The organism is Bacillus sp. JKS001846 (assembly GCF_900176455.1).
Classification (GTDB): Bacteria; Bacillota; Bacilli; order Bacillales; family Bacillaceae_G; genus Bacillus_A; species Bacillus_A cereus.
Map to the genome: position 1 here is coordinate 4,347,779 of NZ_FWYG01000001.1, position 16,758 is coordinate 4,364,536.

Genomic DNA, 16,758 nt, shown 5'->3' on the forward strand with positions numbered 1-16,758 from the left:
TTTCTTACTTATCTTTTTTGCCATTGTGAAGTTCGGTTACGAAGTGCTTTCGTTCCCCATTCATATACAACTCTTACTACAATATTTGTAACAACAATAAGCACACTCATTGCAGCTGCTGGCGCCACATTTCCTGCATCATCCATATTTACGATTGATACGGCAGCTAGTTTAAAATCAGCTGCATATAGGAATACAACTGCCGATACAGTTACCATTGAATTTACGAAGTAGTACATTACCATTTCTAAAATTGCTGGTAAACACATTGGTACCGTTACTCTAAAGAATGTTTTATAAAACGGAATACCCATCGACTGCGAAACAAGCTCAAACTCTCGATCTAATTTCTTTAAAGCAGTCGTTGCCGTGACAAATGTTACAGAATAAAAATGAATGATATTTACTAGTACTAACACAGCGATTGTTCCGTATAAAGAATGAAACGGGTTCGTTACTGATAGTCCCAAAATTTGAATCGTTGGTTGACTAAAGAAAAAGACATATCCTAATCCGAGTACTAAACCTGGTATGGCTAAAGGAACGATAGAGAAAAAGTAACCTGTTTTTCGGAAGAATTGTAGCTGGTCTATTTTCTCAATTGCATATGCAAATACAAATGTTAAAATCGCCCCAATAACTGCTGTAACTGCTGAAACAATTACGCTATTTTTAAATGCTTCAAGTCCATCTCCTGTTAAACTCGAAAAATTAAAATGCTCAAATGTAAAACTCATATTATATGGCCATACTTTCACACTTGCAGCAATACCAACTGCCACAAATAACAGAATGATCATAAATGTAATCACACTACAGTATATGAATGAGATGACATCTCTTTTCTTATTAGCTATTATTCTGTATGGTACTGCTTTTGAAGATAAGAAATTCGCCTGCTTTCTTTGCGTAATACGATCAACTGCAAATGCGAATATAGCTGGGATTAATAAAATCATTCCAACTGTTGCACCCATCGACATATTTTGCTGTCCAATTACTTGTTTGTATACGTCAGTAGCAAGCACATTATATTGTCCACCAACAATTTTTGGTGCCCCAAAATCAGTGAAACTAAGTGTAAACACAACAAACATTGCACTAATTAATCCGTACTTTACACTAGGTAAAGTAACCGTGAAAAATTGTTTTGTTTTACTCGCCCCTAGCATATTAGAAGCTTCATATAAACGATAATCGGATCCTTGAAAGGCAATTAGTAATATGAGAAAGGCTTGCGGAAATGTATACATAACTTCAGCTATTACAATTCCTACTGGTCCATATAAAGGGATTTGTATACCTTCAAATAACCCAAACATTCCTTTCGTTACTAGCCCTTGATTACCAAATAAATATGTAAGTGCTATACCGTGCATCATCGTTGGTGCAAACAATGGTAATAACGCTACATACTGAAATACACGCTTTCCAAAAACATTCGTACGGGCAATTGCATATGCGTAAACGAATGCAATTGAAACTGAAATAATTGTTGTTGCGCCCGAAATCCATACCGTATTTTGTAAAGACTGAACTAAAGTTGGTGTTGTAAAATATTTACTGAAATTCGCTAAACCAATGAAAACTCCATCTTTATTATAAAAAGCTTGTGTAAATAGTTGTAATAGTGGTAATACAAGTATGACAAGGAAGGAAAGAATCATACCGATAATTACAAGCCTTTGGATCCATTCCTCTTTCCCTATACTTCTCTTAATCTTTTTTTTCGCACTTTCTACCTTGTAGTTTTCTAACATCTCCATCTATACAATGACCTTCTTTCCATATGACAACATATGATTTTCTGAGAAAGAGATTTGAATCGGCTTTCCTTTTCTAATATCAGCTACTTCTACTTCTGATGCTAATATATCCACTACAATTTTCTCATTATAAAGGTGTGTGTTTTCTTCTACGACTCGCACTTCCGTTCGATATACAGATCCACGAAATTCCATACTTTCCACAACTGTTTTAATACCGTCCTTTTGTACAATTGTTACATGTTCAGGACGAATTGCATGCTCTTCGTTATTTTTCGAAAAGAAATTAATAGAACCAATAAAATCTGCCACAAACGGATTGGCTGGTCTTTGATAAATCTCCTCTGGTGTTCCAATCTGCATAATTTCCGCATGATTCATTACAACAATTTTATCAGCCATCGTTAATGCCTCTTCTTGATCATGCGTGACCATAATAGTTGTTACTCCTACTTTCTCTTGCAAATCACGCATTTCTCTACGTAACTTTTCACGTACTTTCGCATCTAAAGCAGATAACGGCTCATCAAGTAACAAAATATCTGGAGACAGAGCGAGCGCACGTGCAAGTGCCACTCGCTGCTGTTGTCCACCAGACATTTGAGCAGGATATTTATCTTTTACATTCAGTAAATCTACAAGTTTTAACGCCTCTAGCGCTTTCTCTTTTACTTCTGCTTTTCCATATTTTTTTGTCTTTAAGCCGTATTCAATATTTTCAAGTGCTGTTAAATTCGGAAATAATGCATACGATTGAAACACCATTCCGAAGTTTCTCTTTCCAGGAGGTAATGCTGTAATATCTTTTCCATTCACAGCTATACTACCTGTTGTTGCCTCTTCTAGACCTGCTAAAATTCGAAGCAATGTCGTTTTCCCACAACCACTTGGGCCTAATAAACATACAAACTCATTTTTGTTCACAGTAAAAGAAATATCTTTTAACGCTGTAAATGCATCAAACTGTTTTTGAATGTGTTGAATTGATAAATATTCGCTCATTTTTTCTCTCTCCCACTCACTTACTTTTTCGGTTCTGCTTTTTGGCCAAACTCTTTTTCCCATTTTTCTAAAATTTTGTCACGATTTTCTGCTGCCCACTTAAAGTCATTTTTTTTGTATAACTTTTCTGTTACATCTTTAGGGAATCCATCTGGAAGTTTATAATCATTTTTAATTGTCGCAAATCCATTTTTCTCGAAGTATAACTTCATTACATCATCAGTAATCGCCCAATCTAAAAATGCTTGCGCTAATTTTTCATTTTTTGCATTATCTTTTTTAATAAGTGCGTTCGCTTCTACTTCCCAACCTAATCCTTCTTTCGGCAATACAACTTCAACTGGTGCACCTTTTTGTTTCTCTTTCAAAGCACTATAAACCATTGATACGCCAACTGGATATTCACCCGCTCCTGCTAATTTCGCTGGTTTTGATCCTGAATGCGTATAACTTGCCATATTATCATGAAGTTTCTTCATGTAATCCCAGCCTTTATCTTCACCCATGATTTGTAGCCATGCAGAAACTGTTAAAAATCCTGTTCCAGATGATGCTGGATGTGGCATAACAAGTGTTCCTTTATACTCTGGTTTCGTTAAATCTTCATATGATTCTGGCATCGGTAAATTTTTCTTCTTTAACTCTTCTTTATTTACAGCAATCCCCGTCATAAATGCAGTATTTCCTACCCATTTTTCAGGTTGCTTATCATCTTTAAATTGTGGAAGAACACGATCTGCTCCTTTTGGAGAGTATCCTTTTAACATATCTTTTTTATCTAAAGCTAATAGACTTGATGCCGCAGTTCCCCATACAACATCGGCTTGTGTATTTTTCCCTTCAGCTAGTAATTTCGCAGTAATAACTCCTGTTGAATCACGTACAATGTTCAATTTCACATCAGGATATTTCTTTTTAAAGGAATCAAGATAAATTGGTACAAGCTCTTCTTCAATTGCTGTGTAAACAGTTAATGATCCAGATAATTTGTCATCTTTCACTTTCGCTCCAGCACTTTCTTCCTTCTTTGCACCACACCCCATTAATAACGAAAATACCATTCCAGTCGCTACAGCTTTAAAGATTGTTTTTTTCACTGTTTCTCTCTCCTTTTACAAATCTTATGTACAACTCAAATATAAACAACTAGTGTAAAAGCAGTATTAAACCAACATTAATCTTTTGTTTGTTGTTTGTTTTTGTGTAATACGTTGCTACTTCTATGTTTTTTCGCATTTTTCTGCTAATAGAAAACACTAAATTTACAAATAATTAAAAAAACCTTTATAATCCCACAAAAAAATGAGGCGTTTGTAAAAAACGCCTCATTTTTGTTTCCCTTTTTTTGAATTACGATTCGCATACTTTGCGCTATTTTCTCCTTCATACTCTAATGCAAATTCTGCATCTGGTAAGCTTTCTTTCGGAGTTTTATTATTATTGATTGCCGCATTTTGTTTCACTTTTCTTTTTACCAATACATTCACCTGCTCTCAAGAAATCACTTTCTACTCTAGTTTGAAACAACTTAAAATAATTATTACTGGCAAGTGTTAACAAGTACATAAGAGGCGTTAGATGGAAATACTACATATGAAGAAATCATTATAAAAAGGAGCGATAATTTTGAAGAAAAAAGAAAAGATTCAATCACCCATTTTAGACGAAACGCTCCCGCATCAAATGAATTTTCCATCTTTTAAAGGAACAGGAAAAACGATGCAACAACCTTTTGTGAATCAATATAATGTTGTAATTGGAGACAGTAAATATAATTCCGAGAACAGTCCGCTTAACAATTGGAGTGATGAAGTAGATCCTGCCATTATGGCTGGCGATGAGTGGATCCATCCGACAAATGATATTGGGTGGATTTCAGAAGAAAATCAAGAGTTACTAAAAAACGAAGTGGATAATAAAAATGAAGCTTTTATGCATCCACAATTTGGCATTAACGACTAAAAAACCATTCTACCTAACGTAGGTAGAATGGTTTCATACTATCCAATAATAATCCGCTCTTTCGGGTATTTATAGCGAGGTGGTTGTTCCCTTCCACCACTAGCTAAAATAAATGTTAAAATACCAACGCGTCCGATAAACATAAGCACAATAAGTACAAGTTTCCCAACAGTTGTTAAATCAGGCGTAACACCTGTTGATAGTCCCGTCGTTCCGAAAGCAGAACAAACTTCAACAATTAAGCTCATAAGCGGTACATTTTCCGTAATAGATAAAATGAATAGCGCAGTAGCACATAACAAAATCCCCATCGTCATAACGACAGATGCTTTCAGTACATCCTCTTCATGTAGCTGACGTTTGAAGACTCTAACTGTTCTACCGCCCCTTGCAAAGGTGTATAGTGACAATATACTAACAGCAAATGTAGTTGTACGTATTCCGCCCCCAACCGAACTTGGAGATGCCCCTATAAACATTAATATACTCATAAATAAAAGCGTCGGTTGTGATAATTCACGTATATCCATTGTTGCAAGTCCACCACTTCGCGTCGTCACAGATTGGAATAATGTATAAAATACAGTTTCATGCCATGACTTTCCTACTAAAAAATGATTTCTCTCCAGTAAAAAAATCATAATTGTACCAACAACAACGAGTGCAAAAAATGTTGTTGTCGTCAATTTTGTAAATAATGAAAAACGGAATAATTGTTGTCTCCTTTTACTAAGGAATTGTTTCACTTCCATTAGCACAGGGAAACCAATCGCTCCTAAAATAATTAGTAACATATGAATCATTTGAACAATATAATCTTTTTTATACGGAATTAATGATTGTCCTGTTAAATCAAATCCGCCGTTCGTAGTGGCACTAACAGCTGCAAAGAAACCGTGAAAATAAGCTTCTTGCCAAGTCGGAAAGTAAAGTAAAAATCTTGTCCCCAATAAGATTGCTCCAATAAGTTCTATTGAAATAATTACAATTAAAATAGAACGCATCAATTCTACGAGACCCGATAAATTTCCTTGATTATGGTCTGCCATAATTAATCTTCTTCTTTGCAAACCAATCTTTTTCCCCGTAATGATCCAAACAAATGTCCCAAGCGCCATAATTCCTAAGCCGCCTAATTGTAAAATAAGGGCTAAAACAATAATTCCTGCTGTAGTAAACGTATCTGAAATCGTAATAACAGACAGTCCCGTAACACTTACCGCACTAACCGATGTAAAAAGCGCATCTATAAATGTCCATTTCACACCAGGCTTCGTAACAAACGGTAAACTAAGCAATATCACCGATACAACTACCGCTAATAAATAAAACAAAACGATGAGTTGTACAGGACGTAATTTTTGTAAAAACTTTTTTATATCTCTCATTCCATCACTTCGCTACCTTTTTTCTATCGATTAAATAAAGAAAAATCTTTACTTTCTTTATTTGTAAATAACTGCTCAAATAATTTGGCAAAGACCATTCCATATACAGTTCCATTACCTCCATACGGCAATGCATAAAACAAATTATGTATCTTTTCGTCTTCTTTTAAAATGGGGAGACCATCATGAGTACCACCAAATGCGGCTGCCCAATAGTAGTCTGCCTGTATATTTTTATACTGCGGGAACATCTCTTTTACAATATTAATAAGGATATCACGCTTATGCAATAATTTCGTATCACCAATTGTTTGAATTTGTAGCGCTTCATCTAATCCGCCTACAATAATGCGGTTTCGATACGTTCGAAAATATAAGTAAGGCCGTGCCGTTTCCCAAATTAACGATCGCTCATGCCAGCCTTCAAATTGATCTATTTCATTTGTTACAATTGCATAAGAGGTGTCTACTGTTGTATTTTTTTCTTTCTTTCCAAAAAGCGCCTCATAACCTGTCGCCATAATAATATTCTTTGCTACAATTTGATTTCCTGTTTTCGTGTAACAAATTAAATCATTTTTGCGTTTTTTTATATGTATTGCCTCTGTATGTTCATATATATTAGCTCCCATTTGGTTTGCTTTATGCAAAAAACTATACGCTAGTAAATACGGATTCACCTCAGCATCACCTTGCGTATATAACGCTGCTTGTTTTGCAAAAGAATAACGTTTCTTAATATCAGCTTCTGTAAAATATTCAACTGGAAATCCATAATTCTGTAACGTATTATATTCCTCTTGTAAAAATGAGACATCCTCACTTTTACTTGCATAATATAAACTATTTCGCGGAATAAAATGGGGATTAATATCAAGAGTCGGTATAACCTCTTCCATTGTTCTTAGCGCTTCATAACAAAGCTTATATGCTCGTACCCCTTTTTCTTTACCAAATGTATGGATAAGAGAGGTTAACGATTTATCATGAAGAAATTGTAGTAAACCTGTATTAGCAGCTGTGCTACCACACGCAATTGCTCTTTTTTCAATAAGTGTAACACTCATGCCAATTTTCGCTAACGAATGCGCTATATGAGCACCGGCTTCGCCGCTTCCAACTACGAGCACATCACATATCATATCATTTTCTAACAGTGGATAACAAGGTACAGAAACTCCTGTATTCCAAAACAACTTACCCATCATAAGTTTCATAATTATACTCCTAAAATATAAATTTCTCCTTTCTATGTTTTGTTATTTTTCATAAAAAAATCCAACTAACATAGGCTAGTTGGATTTTTTTATTTTTAATTAGAACGCTCTTCAAGCCAATTTCCAATCGTCGGATATGTTTGTTTTACAGCTGTTCCACCGTAAACGATAGACATATGCCCTGTTGGTAAACATACATATTGTTTATCTGTGCTAGAAATATGGTCTAGTAATGCTTCTACTTGACATGGCAAAGCGATATGATCACGTTTCCCGGAAATATTTAAGACATTCGCCTTAATATTTGCAAGGTCTACCTTTTGTCCGCGAATAACGAGTTCACCCTTAACCAACTTATTATTTTGATAAAAATCACGAATCCACTGTCTGTATGATTCACCTGGGAACGGAATACCATCACCAACCCACTTTTGAACCAATCTCCAGCTTTCGACGAAGCGCTCATTCTCTGAACGATCTACTAAAGCAACATATGGACCAACAAAGTTCGTAATTGGCTTTAACATTTTGTTTCCGAAATCAATCATTTCTGGCGGAATATTTCCAAATGTATCAACCGCTTTATCTAAATTGAAGTATTTCTCATCTAATAAAGGGCCATACAATCCTGTTTCAGAGAAATCAAAAGGACTTGTCATGAAAATTAAATTACGAATTGGCATGTGCGGATGAAGTGCTGCATAAATAGAAGTTAGCGTTCCACCCATGCAATAACCAAGTAAAGAAATCTCGTCCGATTTTGCAGTTCGCATTACTTTTTTTACTGCTTTTGCAATATAATCAAACACGAAATCATCAAATTTCAAATGACTATCTTCTAAACCAAATGTGCCCCAATCAAGCATATACACATCAAAACCACGATCCACTAGATATTCCACTAAACTATTTCCAGGAGTTAAATCCATAATATATGGTTTATTAATAAGAGCATATATTAATAGAATTGGAACTCTTTGTGTTTTTTCTTGTTTTGGAATGTAGCGATAAAGCTTCGTCTTATTCTTCGTCCAAATAACCTCTTTCGGCGTTAATCCGACTTGGGGCTCTGGTTCACGTAATAAAATTTCACTCGCCCTTTTCACTCGGCGGTATGCTTTTCGGTACTCTTCTGGGTATAGCTCTAATTGCTTTTCCCATTCTGTTGCGAATGTAGTCATTTTTCTATCTCCTTTTTGGTCGATTTCCTTCTAAAAAAAGAAGTGCATTCCTGCTATGGATATGCACTTTTTTCTTACTTCATTACATATATAATCCGCCGTTAATGTTTAATTGTTGACCTGTGATATACGCACCGTCACGGCATAGGTATACTACACCTTTTGCAATTTCATCAGCTTGACCAAAACGTTTTTTCGGGATTTTTGCAACGATTTTTTGACGTACTTCTTCTGGTACTTCTGCTACCATTTCAGTATCAATAAATCCTGGGCAAATAGCGTTTACAGTGACATTTGTTTTTGCAAGTTCTAACGCTAATGATTTTGTAAATCCTAACATACCCGCTTTTGCTGCTGAGTAGTTTGTTTGGCCAAATCCACCTGCTTGACCAATAATAGAAGAAATGCTAATAATTCTTCCTTCTTCTGCTTCCGTTATGTATGGAAGAACCGCGCTTGTCGTATTAAATACGCTACTTAAATTCACGTCAATTACGCGCTCCCAATCTTCACGATTTAACTTTTTGAATGTACGATCTCTTGTAATACCAGCATTATTAACAAGAATATCAACTTTACCAAAATGATTCACAGCTTCTTCTACAAGTCGGTTTGCATCTTCTACTTTAGAAACATCCGCTTGCACTGCATAAACGTCATGTCCGTCTTTTCCTAATTCATTTACTAAATTTTCAGCTGCTTCTTTACTGCTATTATAGTTAATAACTACTTTCGCTCCCTCTTGTGCTAATGCTACTGTAATTGCTTTTCCAATTCCTTTTGCTCCACCTGTTACGATTGCTACTTTTCCATTTAATTGAACCATTTCTTTTCCCCCTTAAATGAATTTGTGAACGATTGTTATGAATCATTTTGGTACTCATACTATAGAGTCCATATATAATTATGTTTCGCTGTTTATACACGAAAAGAGATTCTCCCTCTCTCTTTTACATGTTATAAACAAGCGCTTTTATCATTTTTTATTTTCTGGTTTATTCGCAGGCTTTACCTCTTCTTTTACAGGTACTTGTAGTTTAGCTAGTTCTGCATTTTGCTTTTCTAGCAATTCTAAAATTTGATCTACTTTTGTTTCAAGCGTACGAATATCTTGTTTTACTTTCGTCACATCACGCTTTAATGTAGGAGCTTGTCCTAAAGAATCTACTTTCTCCTCTAGAAACTCCTCAATGTTATCTACTTTATTTTCTAAGTTAATAACAAGCGTAGCCACTCTTGCGATATCCTCTTTCGTCGGCACATTTACTTGTTCTAAATAGCTTTTTGTCGTATCATTTAATGCTTTTTGATAAAACAAATTCAAATCTAGAACGCTGCCCATCCAAGCAGAATATTCTTCTGTTTTAATTGTTTCATTGAGCGCTTTTCCCCAAAATGTTTCGGTTTGTTCATAAGCATTTTTCCATGCTTGTAGTGGATCGAATTTTTGATCAATCACTTTACCTACACTCCTTTTTTCGTTTTTGAAACAATTCAACCTATTCACTATTTTCTAATATTCTGAATAAAACTTCAAGTCTATATTTTATTTTTTTCTATTTTCTAACAAATGTGTTGACTTTAAAAACAGATAGGTGTAAATTGCACTTATAAGCAAAAAATTCCATCTAACTGATTCATGAGGTGATGCACAATCATGCTACAAAATGAACCAGAACAACGCGAAAGTTTGGAGAGCAACCAAGCGAAACAACCAAACTCCATGCCAAAAAACTTCTTAGTTCCCTTCTTACTTCTCTGTCTAAAAGACTGGAGTCTTCATGGTTACAAACTTATTCAAATGCTAATGGATATCGGCTTTTCTTCTGTTGACCAAGGTAATGTTTATAGAACACTACGCAAGTTAGAAAAAGAAAACCTTATTTCTTCTACTTGGGATACAAGCGATGGAGGGCCAGCAAAAAGAATTTATTCTTTAACTGAATATGGAGAGCAATATTTAACAACATGTGCGACTTCTTTTGAACATTATCAAAATATGTTGCGAACGTTTTTCACGTTATACACCAATGCATTCTTTCCATTTTCTACTTCTCCAGAAAAGGATGAAAAGGATTCTTCATCTTCACCTGGTGGTACAGCAGAGTAATCTGCGTTCACAATATGCAAAAAAACATTTGGGGGTCAAACAATGGAAACTAAACCATACGAATTAGTCGATGCATTTTGGAAAAACTGGTCTCAATCACTTTCCCTTTTCTCTTCAGCTGGGAAACAGTTAGAGCAACTTACTTTAGAAACATTAAAACAACAACAAGACGCTTTGCATAAGTTAACATCAGGAGTAGATGAACTAGAAAAAGAACTACAACAACTCACTGCTCAGTTCAATAACCAATATACAGATTACGTGAAACAATTAACTGGAAACTCCTTAAATGATCAAATTAACGAGTGGCAAGACAAATGGAAAGAACTTTCTGCTCATATGCATCAGCTTACCGTTTCTCCTACAAAAACTTCTTTGTCAATTCTTACACAAACAAGCGGTCAATTTGAAGAAACAACAAAACAATTTATTGAACAACAACAATTACAACGTGAAGAGGCTCAAAAACAGTTAGAGGGTTTTTTGGAAGAGTTCAAGTCAAAACAGTTGGAACTCGCAAAAAAGTTCGAGGAAAACTCAAAAAATCTATTTACTTCCATCAAGTAAGAAAAATGTGGGAGCTAACCGCAGCACAAACAAAACTCTTTCTTCCTCCTACTACATCAAGATGGCTAACATTTTTCGATATGGAAAAGAAGGAGGACAAAATGAATCCATTTCAAGAAGCACAAACTGTTCCGGAGCTTCGCTATGATGAGATTCAAGTCGGTGATCAAGCATCCCTTACAAAAACAATTACAGATGAAGATGTTATCAATTTTGCAAAATTGACTGGAGATGTGAATCCTATTCACATTTTAGATTCTTTTGCGAAAACGACAATGTTTAAAGAACGTATTGCCCATGGTATGCTCGTTTCGAGTTTTATTTCTACCATCCTTGGAACGAAACTCCCAGGCAAAAATACGATTTATTTATCCCAAAATGTTTCATTCCGTGCCCCTGTCAAAATCGGTGATACACTTCGCGTTGTGGCAGAGGTTATTAAGAAGCGTGACGATAAAAAAATCATTACGTTGCAAACAAATATATATAATCAATCGGATGATATTGTCGTGGAAGGTACAGCGACAATACTAAAAAAAGAGTAGCAAATTTGCTACTCTTTTTTCTATCCAATAACTTCTAATCACACCGATTACTTCCGCGTATGAGCACGCCGGTTCCACATAAAATAACAGTACCAATTCAGATAAGTACTTATCTGGACTGGATTACTCATAAGGATGTGTATCATCATGGCAAAAACAAACAAATTACTAGTTCCAGGTGCTGAACAAGCACTTGATCAATTTAAATATGAAATTGCACAAGAATTCGGCGTAAGCTTAGGGTCTAATACAGCATCTCGTTCTAACGGATCAGTTGGCGGTGAAGTAACAAAACGTCTTGTTTCTTTAGCTCAACAACAATTACGTGGATAATAATATAACATATGGCTTAGAGGCAGATATTCTCTGCCTCTTTCTATTTTTCACATACATAATCGGACTTTTTCACATACTAGTAAGAGCAAACAGAAAGGAACGATATATAACATGAAACGGATTAACATTCGTATGAGTCCTCCCCGCGTTCTTACTTTGTCTTTTATCATGTTATCAATTATAGGTACATGCTTATTAAAGCTTCCAATTGCTACAACAACGTCTATTTCATGGCTCGATGCTTTATTTACAACAGTTTCTGCTTGTACGGTTACAGGGCTTGGTGTTGTGGACACTGGAAAAGTATTTACTTTGTTTGGACAATGTATCATTTTAACGCTTATACAAGTTGGCGGGCTTGGTATTATGAGCTTTGCTGTCTTAATTGCGATTATGCTCGGAAGAAAAATCGGTCTTCAAAATCGGATTTTACTGCAACAAGCATTAAATCAAACGAATATAGGCGGCGTCATCCGTCTTGCCAAAGCATTATTTTTATTCTCTTTTACAGTCGAATGTATCGCTACTTTAATTCTTTCTTTTGATTGGGTACCAAAATACGGGGTTACCAAAGGGATCTATTATAGTTTTTTCCATTCAATCTCAGCCTTTAACAATGCTGGTTTTTCTGTGTGGAGCGATAATTTAATGTCCCATTCTCATAGCATTATTGTCAATTTCGTCATTTCCTCTCTCATCATTTTAGGTGGAATTGGTTTTACAGTGATCGTAGACATAAAAAGAAAGAAAAACTTTAAAAACCTTACACTACATTCAAAACTTATGCTCTCTTCTACTCTAATCATCAACATTATTGCTACCCTTTTTATTTTTATATTCGAGTTCCATAACTCCCTTTCTATGAGAGGGTTTACCCCATTTGAAGAAGGAATGGCCTCTTATTTCCAAGCAATTTCAACGCGAACTGCCGGTTTTAATACAGTTGATATTTCTACATTGTCAAAACCTTCCCTGCTATTAATGATGCTACTTATGTTTATTGGTGCTGGTAGTGCTTCAACGGGTGGGGGGATTAAGTTAACAACATTTTTAATCATATTTTTTGGCGTATTTAAATTTTTACAACAACAAGAAGATATTGTCGTATTTAAAAAATCCATTAAAGATACTCTCATTGTCAAATCATTAACCATTACTATTATTTCTATTTCATTTATCTTTTTTGCTATTTTAATTTTGAGTATTACTGAACGAGTTTCTCTATTGATGAGTGCTTTCGAAGTATTTTCAGCATTTGGGACTGTTGGCCTCAGTATGAACTTAACACCCCACTTAACTATAATTGGAAAAGCGATTATTATTTTTATGATGTTTTTTGGGAAAATGGGTCCTTTAACATTGGCATTTTCATTTGCTCGTAAAAAGAACCGAAAAATAAAATATCCGAATGAAGATATTTTAACAGGTTGACAACCGTATAAATTATCCATATAATGAGAATACAATAACATATCTCCAAAGGGGAGTAGCGTCCAAGAATATATCTTGGAAACAAAGTCGTCATTACGTAGAACTTAGTTCTTCCGGCTTTGTTGGCATTTTTATTACATATGTCTAGCAAGACCTTTGCCTATTAACGGCAGAGGTCTTTTTTGCATTCATTTCCAGATTCTCCCAAAGTTAATAGGCAGGAGTATGGGGAAACTAAATAGTGGGGAAATTCTTCACTTATTTAGAAGTTATAGAGATGAGAGGAGAATGTACATGGATGTATCATTATTATTGGAGTATGGTTGGGTATTACTCATCCTAATTGCACTTGAAGGGATTTTGGCGGCTGATAACGCTCTTGTTCTTGCAATTATGGTAAAACATTTACCAGAAGAAAAACGAAAGAAAGCACTATTTTACGGATTAGCGGGGGCATTCGTTTTCCGATTTGGATCGTTATTTATGATTTCGTTCTTAGTCGATGTATGGCAAGTGCAAGCAATCGGTGCCATCTACCTTATGTTTATCGCTGGTAATCACTTATTTAAAACATATGTTAAAAAGAATACAGATGAAGAAACTGAAGAAAAAGAAGCAAAGAAAAAACAAGAGAACTTTTGGTGGACTGTATTTAAAGTTGAGGTTGCTGATATCGCCTTCGCAGTTGATTCAATTTTAGCTGCTGTTGCACTAGCAATGACTTTACCAAAAACAGGACTAGGTACAATTGGTAGTCTTGATACTGGGCAATTCGTTGTTATCTTTGTAGGTGGACTTATCGGATTAATCATTATGCGATTTGCAGCAACTGCTTTCGTACAAATCTTAAAACGTAAACCAGGGCTTGAAACTGCAGCATTCTTAATTGTAGGTTGGGTTGGTGTGAAGCTAGCAGTTTATACATTAGCACATCCTGCATTAAATGTAATTCCACATTCATTCCCAGAATCCACTCCGTGGAAGCTTACATTCTGGATTGTATTAGTCGGAATCGCAGTTGGTGGTTGGTTCTTCTCAAAAGAAGTAGAAGTAAAAGTGGAAAAGAATTTAGACGAAAAAGCGCTGTAATTACAGCGCTTTTTCTTTTTCCTTTCTTCCTCGCAATGTCCAGAAAAAATTCCATTATACTACCTTTTGTAAACGTTTTCTTAATGTATGTATGTCCTTTTTGTGAAACATTGCACAAACTTATTGAAAGTAAGAACAATTCCATGTACTTTATTCATATAAGGAGTATTTATAGAAGATTTACTAAAGGAGCGTATTACTCATGCTAGAACAAGGACTAGATTATGTTGTCAAACTGGCTAAAAGCAAAAAGAAAATACTAGATACAAACCCAATGCAATATTTCATTCGTGCTGCACTTGCTGGTATTTATATCGGCTTTATTATTGTACTATGTTTTAAATTAGGTAACTTTTTTCACATTGCAGATTCACCAGCAACTTATTTAGCCGCTTCTATGTTTTTCGGGATTGCTCTCGTACTTATTATATATGGCGGTGCTGAATTGTTTACTGGGAACACAATGTACTTTACTGTCGCAACTTTAAGAAAAGAAACAACGATTTCTGATACACTTCGTAACTGGGTTGCTTGTTATGCAGGTAACTTAGCCGGCGCATTATTCTTTGCCTTACTATTTTACGCAACTGGAATTTTTGAAGCAATTGATCACGGTCACTTAATGAGTAAAGTCGTTGAAGGAAAGATGAATACACCTACGATGCAGTTATTCTTTAAAGCCATTTTATGTAACTGGCTCGTATGTCTTGCTTGCTTCTTACCTTCTCAGGTTAAAGGTGACACAGCAAAAATAATGGTCATGATGCTACTTGTTTTCACATTCTTCTTATCTGGTTACGAACATAGTATTGCAAACTTATCACTCTTTGCTTTATCTTTAGTTTCACCGCATCCTGAGACAATTTCTTTTTCAGGTGCTATTCATAACTTAATTCCTGTTACAATTGGTAACATTATTGGCGGATCAGTATTTGTCGGTATGGTATACCACTACTTAACAAAGAAAACCCCTGAAGTTCAACAGGAAGAAACTGAAATCGCAACAGCTCAACAAGAAGAGATTATTCCTTTACAAGCCCATATGAAACATTAAAAACTCCAAAGTTTTACTTTGGAGTTTTTAGCTTCCCACGTATTTAATAACAAGGTGAGGAGTAATTTCTCCTTCTTCCTTTCCCTTATCCATTCTCTGTTTCATCTTGTACATACCGATGACATCATTCGTATGAAAGTGAATTTCATTTACATATAACCCCTCTGTACAAAAAGCTTCTACAAAATCCAGTCCATTTTTCGCTCCCCATCCCATATTAAAATCAAGAGAAAGAATATTCACATCATAATCCTGAACCATTTGCAAAGCACATTCTACTGTAGTTGCGGGCACATACCCGAACGGGCAACTTCTTTGATCATCCATATATACGTTCATTTTCGATTCCCTCTCTAATTTGAATATGCGGCCAATACATAACATATTGCCCCGAGACTAATAAAAGGACCAAATGGAATTGGCTTTCGTACTTCTATACGTTTTAATCCGATACCAATCCCGAAAAAACAAAGACTAAAACAAGATGCTAAAAATAAAACGATAAAAACTCCTTTCACTCCTACTATAAATCCAAGTAACGAAAGTAGTTTTATATCTCCTCCGCCAAGCCCTTCTGGATATATCTTTTGCATGCAATATAACAAAATAAATATAACACCACTACCAGCTATACTATCTGTCCAAGTAACTAATTGTACAAAAACACTTTCGAGAATGAGTAAAAAGGCAAACGAAATTAAAATACAATCAGGAATTAACATATATAAGTAATCTGTAACTGAAATAATAAGAAGCAGCGAAAAAAGGGATAAAATAATAATAAGCTCTCGTTCTATTCCAATCATATACACTGTAAGAAGAAATATACCTCCTGTTATACATTCAAATGCTACATACATAATTGGAATTTTCCTCTTACAATTCGTACAACAGCCTCTTTGTATATAAAATGAAATGATGGGGATTAGTTCTTTTGTCCTTAGCACATATTTGCAATAATCACAATGTGAACGCGGGGTAATAATAGAAGCACCTAATGGAACCCTCATCGCAACTAGCATAAAAAAAGAACCAAACACCATCCCTGCTAACAGTGCATATAAATAAGTGAACATCCCTTCCTCTCCTTTCCCAAAAAACATAGCAAAA

The 16,758-nt window shown here is 35.2% G+C and carries 19 protein-coding genes and 1 riboswitch; of the genes, 8 read left to right on the forward strand and 11 right to left on the reverse strand.

Going from position 1 to position 16,758, the window contains the following annotated elements:
• Window positions 1-8 precede the first annotated feature (8 nt).
• The 4 genes from B9A45_RS23220 to B9A45_RS32305 form a co-directional block, all read right to left on the reverse strand.
• Complete coding sequence (locus tag B9A45_RS23220) at window positions 9-1,766, reverse strand: putative 2-aminoethylphosphonate ABC transporter permease subunit (RefSeq protein ID WP_000425518.1); 1,758 nt, start codon at window positions 1,764-1,766, stop codon at window positions 9-11.
• Window positions 1,767-2,768 (reverse strand): putative 2-aminoethylphosphonate ABC transporter ATP-binding protein, encoded by a 1,002-nt coding sequence (locus tag B9A45_RS23225; RefSeq protein WP_000006190.1) that lies wholly within the window; start codon window positions 2,766-2,768, stop codon window positions 1,767-1,769.
• Window positions 2,769-2,788: 20 nt separating this feature from the next.
• Entirely contained in the window at window positions 2,789-3,865 is a 1,077-nt protein-coding gene (locus tag B9A45_RS23230) for a putative 2-aminoethylphosphonate ABC transporter substrate-binding protein (RefSeq protein ID WP_000750895.1), read from the reverse strand.
• A gap of 228 nt (window positions 3,866-4,093) precedes the next feature.
• The gene (locus B9A45_RS32305; protein WP_000240799.1) at window positions 4,094-4,246 is read right to left on the reverse strand and encodes a hypothetical protein; all 153 of its coding nucleotides are present in this window, start codon (window positions 4,244-4,246) and stop codon (window positions 4,094-4,096) included.
• A 148-nt stretch (window positions 4,247-4,394) separates the two neighbouring features.
• Between B9A45_RS32305 and B9A45_RS23245 the strand changes: the two genes are divergently transcribed.
• Window positions 4,395-4,730 carry a DUF3905 domain-containing protein gene (locus tag B9A45_RS23245; RefSeq protein WP_000726028.1) on the forward strand — a complete coding sequence of 112 codons (336 nt, stop codon included), beginning with the start codon at window positions 4,395-4,397 and terminating at the stop codon, window positions 4,728-4,730.
• A 38-nt stretch (window positions 4,731-4,768) separates the two neighbouring features.
• On the opposite strand, the gene B9A45_RS23250 is transcribed toward B9A45_RS23245, so the two are convergent.
• The 5 genes from B9A45_RS23250 to phaR form a co-directional block, all read right to left on the reverse strand.
• Window positions 4,769-6,118 carry a TrkH family potassium uptake protein gene (locus B9A45_RS23250; RefSeq protein WP_001204707.1) on the reverse strand — a complete coding sequence of 450 codons (1,350 nt, stop codon included), beginning with the start codon at window positions 6,116-6,118 and terminating at the stop codon, window positions 4,769-4,771.
• A 23-nt stretch (window positions 6,119-6,141) separates the two neighbouring features.
• Window positions 6,142-7,335 (reverse strand): NAD(P)/FAD-dependent oxidoreductase, encoded by a 1,194-nt coding sequence (locus B9A45_RS23255; RefSeq protein WP_000772518.1) that lies wholly within the window; start codon window positions 7,333-7,335, stop codon window positions 6,142-6,144.
• A gap of 95 nt (window positions 7,336-7,430) precedes the next feature.
• On the reverse strand, window positions 7,431-8,516 hold the full coding sequence (phaC, locus tag B9A45_RS23260; protein WP_000206336.1) for a class III poly(R)-hydroxyalkanoic acid synthase subunit PhaC: 1,086 nt from the start codon (window positions 8,514-8,516) through the stop codon (window positions 7,431-7,433).
• Between the two features lie 82 nt (window positions 8,517-8,598).
• Window positions 8,599-9,342, reverse strand: a complete 744-nt coding sequence (locus B9A45_RS23265) for an acetoacetyl-CoA reductase (RefSeq protein WP_000250407.1) — start codon at window positions 9,340-9,342, stop codon at window positions 8,599-8,601.
• Between the two features lie 150 nt (window positions 9,343-9,492).
• On the reverse strand, window positions 9,493-9,975 hold the full coding sequence (phaR, locus tag B9A45_RS23270; RefSeq protein WP_000566957.1) for a polyhydroxyalkanoic acid synthase subunit PhaR: 483 nt from the start codon (window positions 9,973-9,975) through the stop codon (window positions 9,493-9,495).
• Between the two features lie 198 nt (window positions 9,976-10,173).
• On the opposite strand from phaR, the gene phaQ reads away from it, so the two are divergent.
• From phaQ to B9A45_RS23305, 7 genes are all read left to right on the forward strand, one after another.
• The gene (phaQ, locus tag B9A45_RS23275; protein WP_000939955.1) at window positions 10,174-10,626 is read left to right on the forward strand and encodes a poly-beta-hydroxybutyrate-responsive repressor; all 453 of its coding nucleotides are present in this window, start codon (window positions 10,174-10,176) and stop codon (window positions 10,624-10,626) included.
• A gap of 42 nt (window positions 10,627-10,668) precedes the next feature.
• Window positions 10,669-11,193 carry a polyhydroxyalkanoic acid inclusion protein PhaP gene (gene phaP / locus B9A45_RS23280; RefSeq protein WP_000448594.1) on the forward strand — a complete coding sequence of 175 codons (525 nt, stop codon included), beginning with the start codon at window positions 10,669-10,671 and terminating at the stop codon, window positions 11,191-11,193.
• 101 nt (window positions 11,194-11,294) lie between these two features.
• The gene (locus B9A45_RS23285) at window positions 11,295-11,738 is read left to right on the forward strand and encodes a MaoC family dehydratase (RefSeq protein ID WP_001067916.1); all 444 of its coding nucleotides are present in this window, start codon (window positions 11,295-11,297) and stop codon (window positions 11,736-11,738) included.
• Window positions 11,739-11,885: 147 nt separating this feature from the next.
• Entirely contained in the window at window positions 11,886-12,071 is a 186-nt protein-coding gene (locus B9A45_RS23290) for an alpha/beta-type small acid-soluble spore protein (RefSeq protein ID WP_001140707.1), read from the forward strand.
• A 114-nt stretch (window positions 12,072-12,185) separates the two neighbouring features.
• Window positions 12,186-13,505: a TrkH family potassium uptake protein gene (locus B9A45_RS23295; protein WP_000822327.1), complete on the forward strand. Its 1,320-nt coding sequence runs from the start codon at window positions 12,186-12,188 to the stop codon at window positions 13,503-13,505.
• A 38-nt stretch (window positions 13,506-13,543) separates the two neighbouring features.
• Window positions 13,544-13,717: riboswitch (yybP-ykoY riboswitch) on the forward strand.
• 82 nt (window positions 13,718-13,799) lie between these two features.
• Window positions 13,800-14,594, forward strand: a complete 795-nt coding sequence (locus tag B9A45_RS23300; RefSeq protein ID WP_000383326.1) for a TerC family protein — start codon at window positions 13,800-13,802, stop codon at window positions 14,592-14,594.
• Between the two features lie 202 nt (window positions 14,595-14,796).
• Window positions 14,797-15,648 carry a formate/nitrite transporter family protein gene (locus B9A45_RS23305; RefSeq protein WP_000893027.1) on the forward strand — a complete coding sequence of 284 codons (852 nt, stop codon included), beginning with the start codon at window positions 14,797-14,799 and terminating at the stop codon, window positions 15,646-15,648.
• A 27-nt stretch (window positions 15,649-15,675) separates the two neighbouring features.
• Here the strand turns inward: B9A45_RS23305 and B9A45_RS23310 are convergent, their stop codons facing one another.
• The gene (locus tag B9A45_RS23310; protein ID WP_001103758.1) at window positions 15,676-15,987 is read right to left on the reverse strand and encodes a cyclic-phosphate processing receiver domain-containing protein; all 312 of its coding nucleotides are present in this window, start codon (window positions 15,985-15,987) and stop codon (window positions 15,676-15,678) included.
• 14 nt (window positions 15,988-16,001) lie between these two features.
• Window positions 16,002-16,724 carry a prepilin peptidase gene (locus tag B9A45_RS23315; protein WP_000495716.1) on the reverse strand — a complete coding sequence of 241 codons (723 nt, stop codon included), beginning with the start codon at window positions 16,722-16,724 and terminating at the stop codon, window positions 16,002-16,004.
• Between the last annotated feature and the right edge of the window lie 34 nt (window positions 16,725-16,758).

What these genes read in the sequence shown, in the direction of transcription:
- B9A45_RS23290 (WP_001140707.1), top strand. Translation starts at nt 11,886, where the DNA reads ATGGCAAAAACAAACAAATTACTAGTTCCAGGTGCTGAACAAGCACTT.
- B9A45_RS23310 (WP_001103758.1), bottom strand. Translation starts at nt 15,987, where the DNA reads ATGAACGTATATATGGATGATCAAAGAAGTTGCCCGTTCGGGTATGTG.
- phaC (WP_000206336.1), bottom strand. Translation starts at nt 8,516, where the DNA reads ATGACTACATTCGCAACAGAATGGGAAAAGCAATTAGAGCTATACCCA.
- B9A45_RS23295 (WP_000822327.1), top strand. Translation starts at nt 12,186, where the DNA reads ATGAAACGGATTAACATTCGTATGAGTCCTCCCCGCGTTCTTACTTTG.
- phaP (WP_000448594.1), top strand. Translation starts at nt 10,669, where the DNA reads ATGGAAACTAAACCATACGAATTAGTCGATGCATTTTGGAAAAACTGG.
- B9A45_RS23285 (WP_001067916.1), top strand. Translation starts at nt 11,295, where the DNA reads ATGAATCCATTTCAAGAAGCACAAACTGTTCCGGAGCTTCGCTATGAT.
- B9A45_RS23250 (WP_001204707.1), bottom strand. Translation starts at nt 6,118, where the DNA reads ATGAGAGATATAAAAAAGTTTTTACAAAAATTACGTCCTGTACAACTC.
- B9A45_RS23255 (WP_000772518.1), bottom strand. Translation starts at nt 7,335, where the DNA reads ATGAAACTTATGATGGGTAAGTTGTTTTGGAATACAGGAGTTTCTGTA.
- phaQ (WP_000939955.1), top strand. Translation starts at nt 10,174, where the DNA reads ATGCTACAAAATGAACCAGAACAACGCGAAAGTTTGGAGAGCAACCAA.
- B9A45_RS23225 (WP_000006190.1), bottom strand. Translation starts at nt 2,768, where the DNA reads ATGAGCGAATATTTATCAATTCAACACATTCAAAAACAGTTTGATGCA.
- B9A45_RS23300 (WP_000383326.1), top strand. Translation starts at nt 13,800, where the DNA reads ATGGATGTATCATTATTATTGGAGTATGGTTGGGTATTACTCATCCTA.
- B9A45_RS23220 (WP_000425518.1), bottom strand. Translation starts at nt 1,766, where the DNA reads ATGGAGATGTTAGAAAACTACAAGGTAGAAAGTGCGAAAAAAAAGATT.
- B9A45_RS23265 (WP_000250407.1), bottom strand. Translation starts at nt 9,342, where the DNA reads ATGGTTCAATTAAATGGAAAAGTAGCAATCGTAACAGGTGGAGCAAAA.
- B9A45_RS23315 (WP_000495716.1), bottom strand. Translation starts at nt 16,724, where the DNA reads ATGTTCACTTATTTATATGCACTGTTAGCAGGGATGGTGTTTGGTTCT.
- B9A45_RS23305 (WP_000893027.1), top strand. Translation starts at nt 14,797, where the DNA reads ATGCTAGAACAAGGACTAGATTATGTTGTCAAACTGGCTAAAAGCAAA.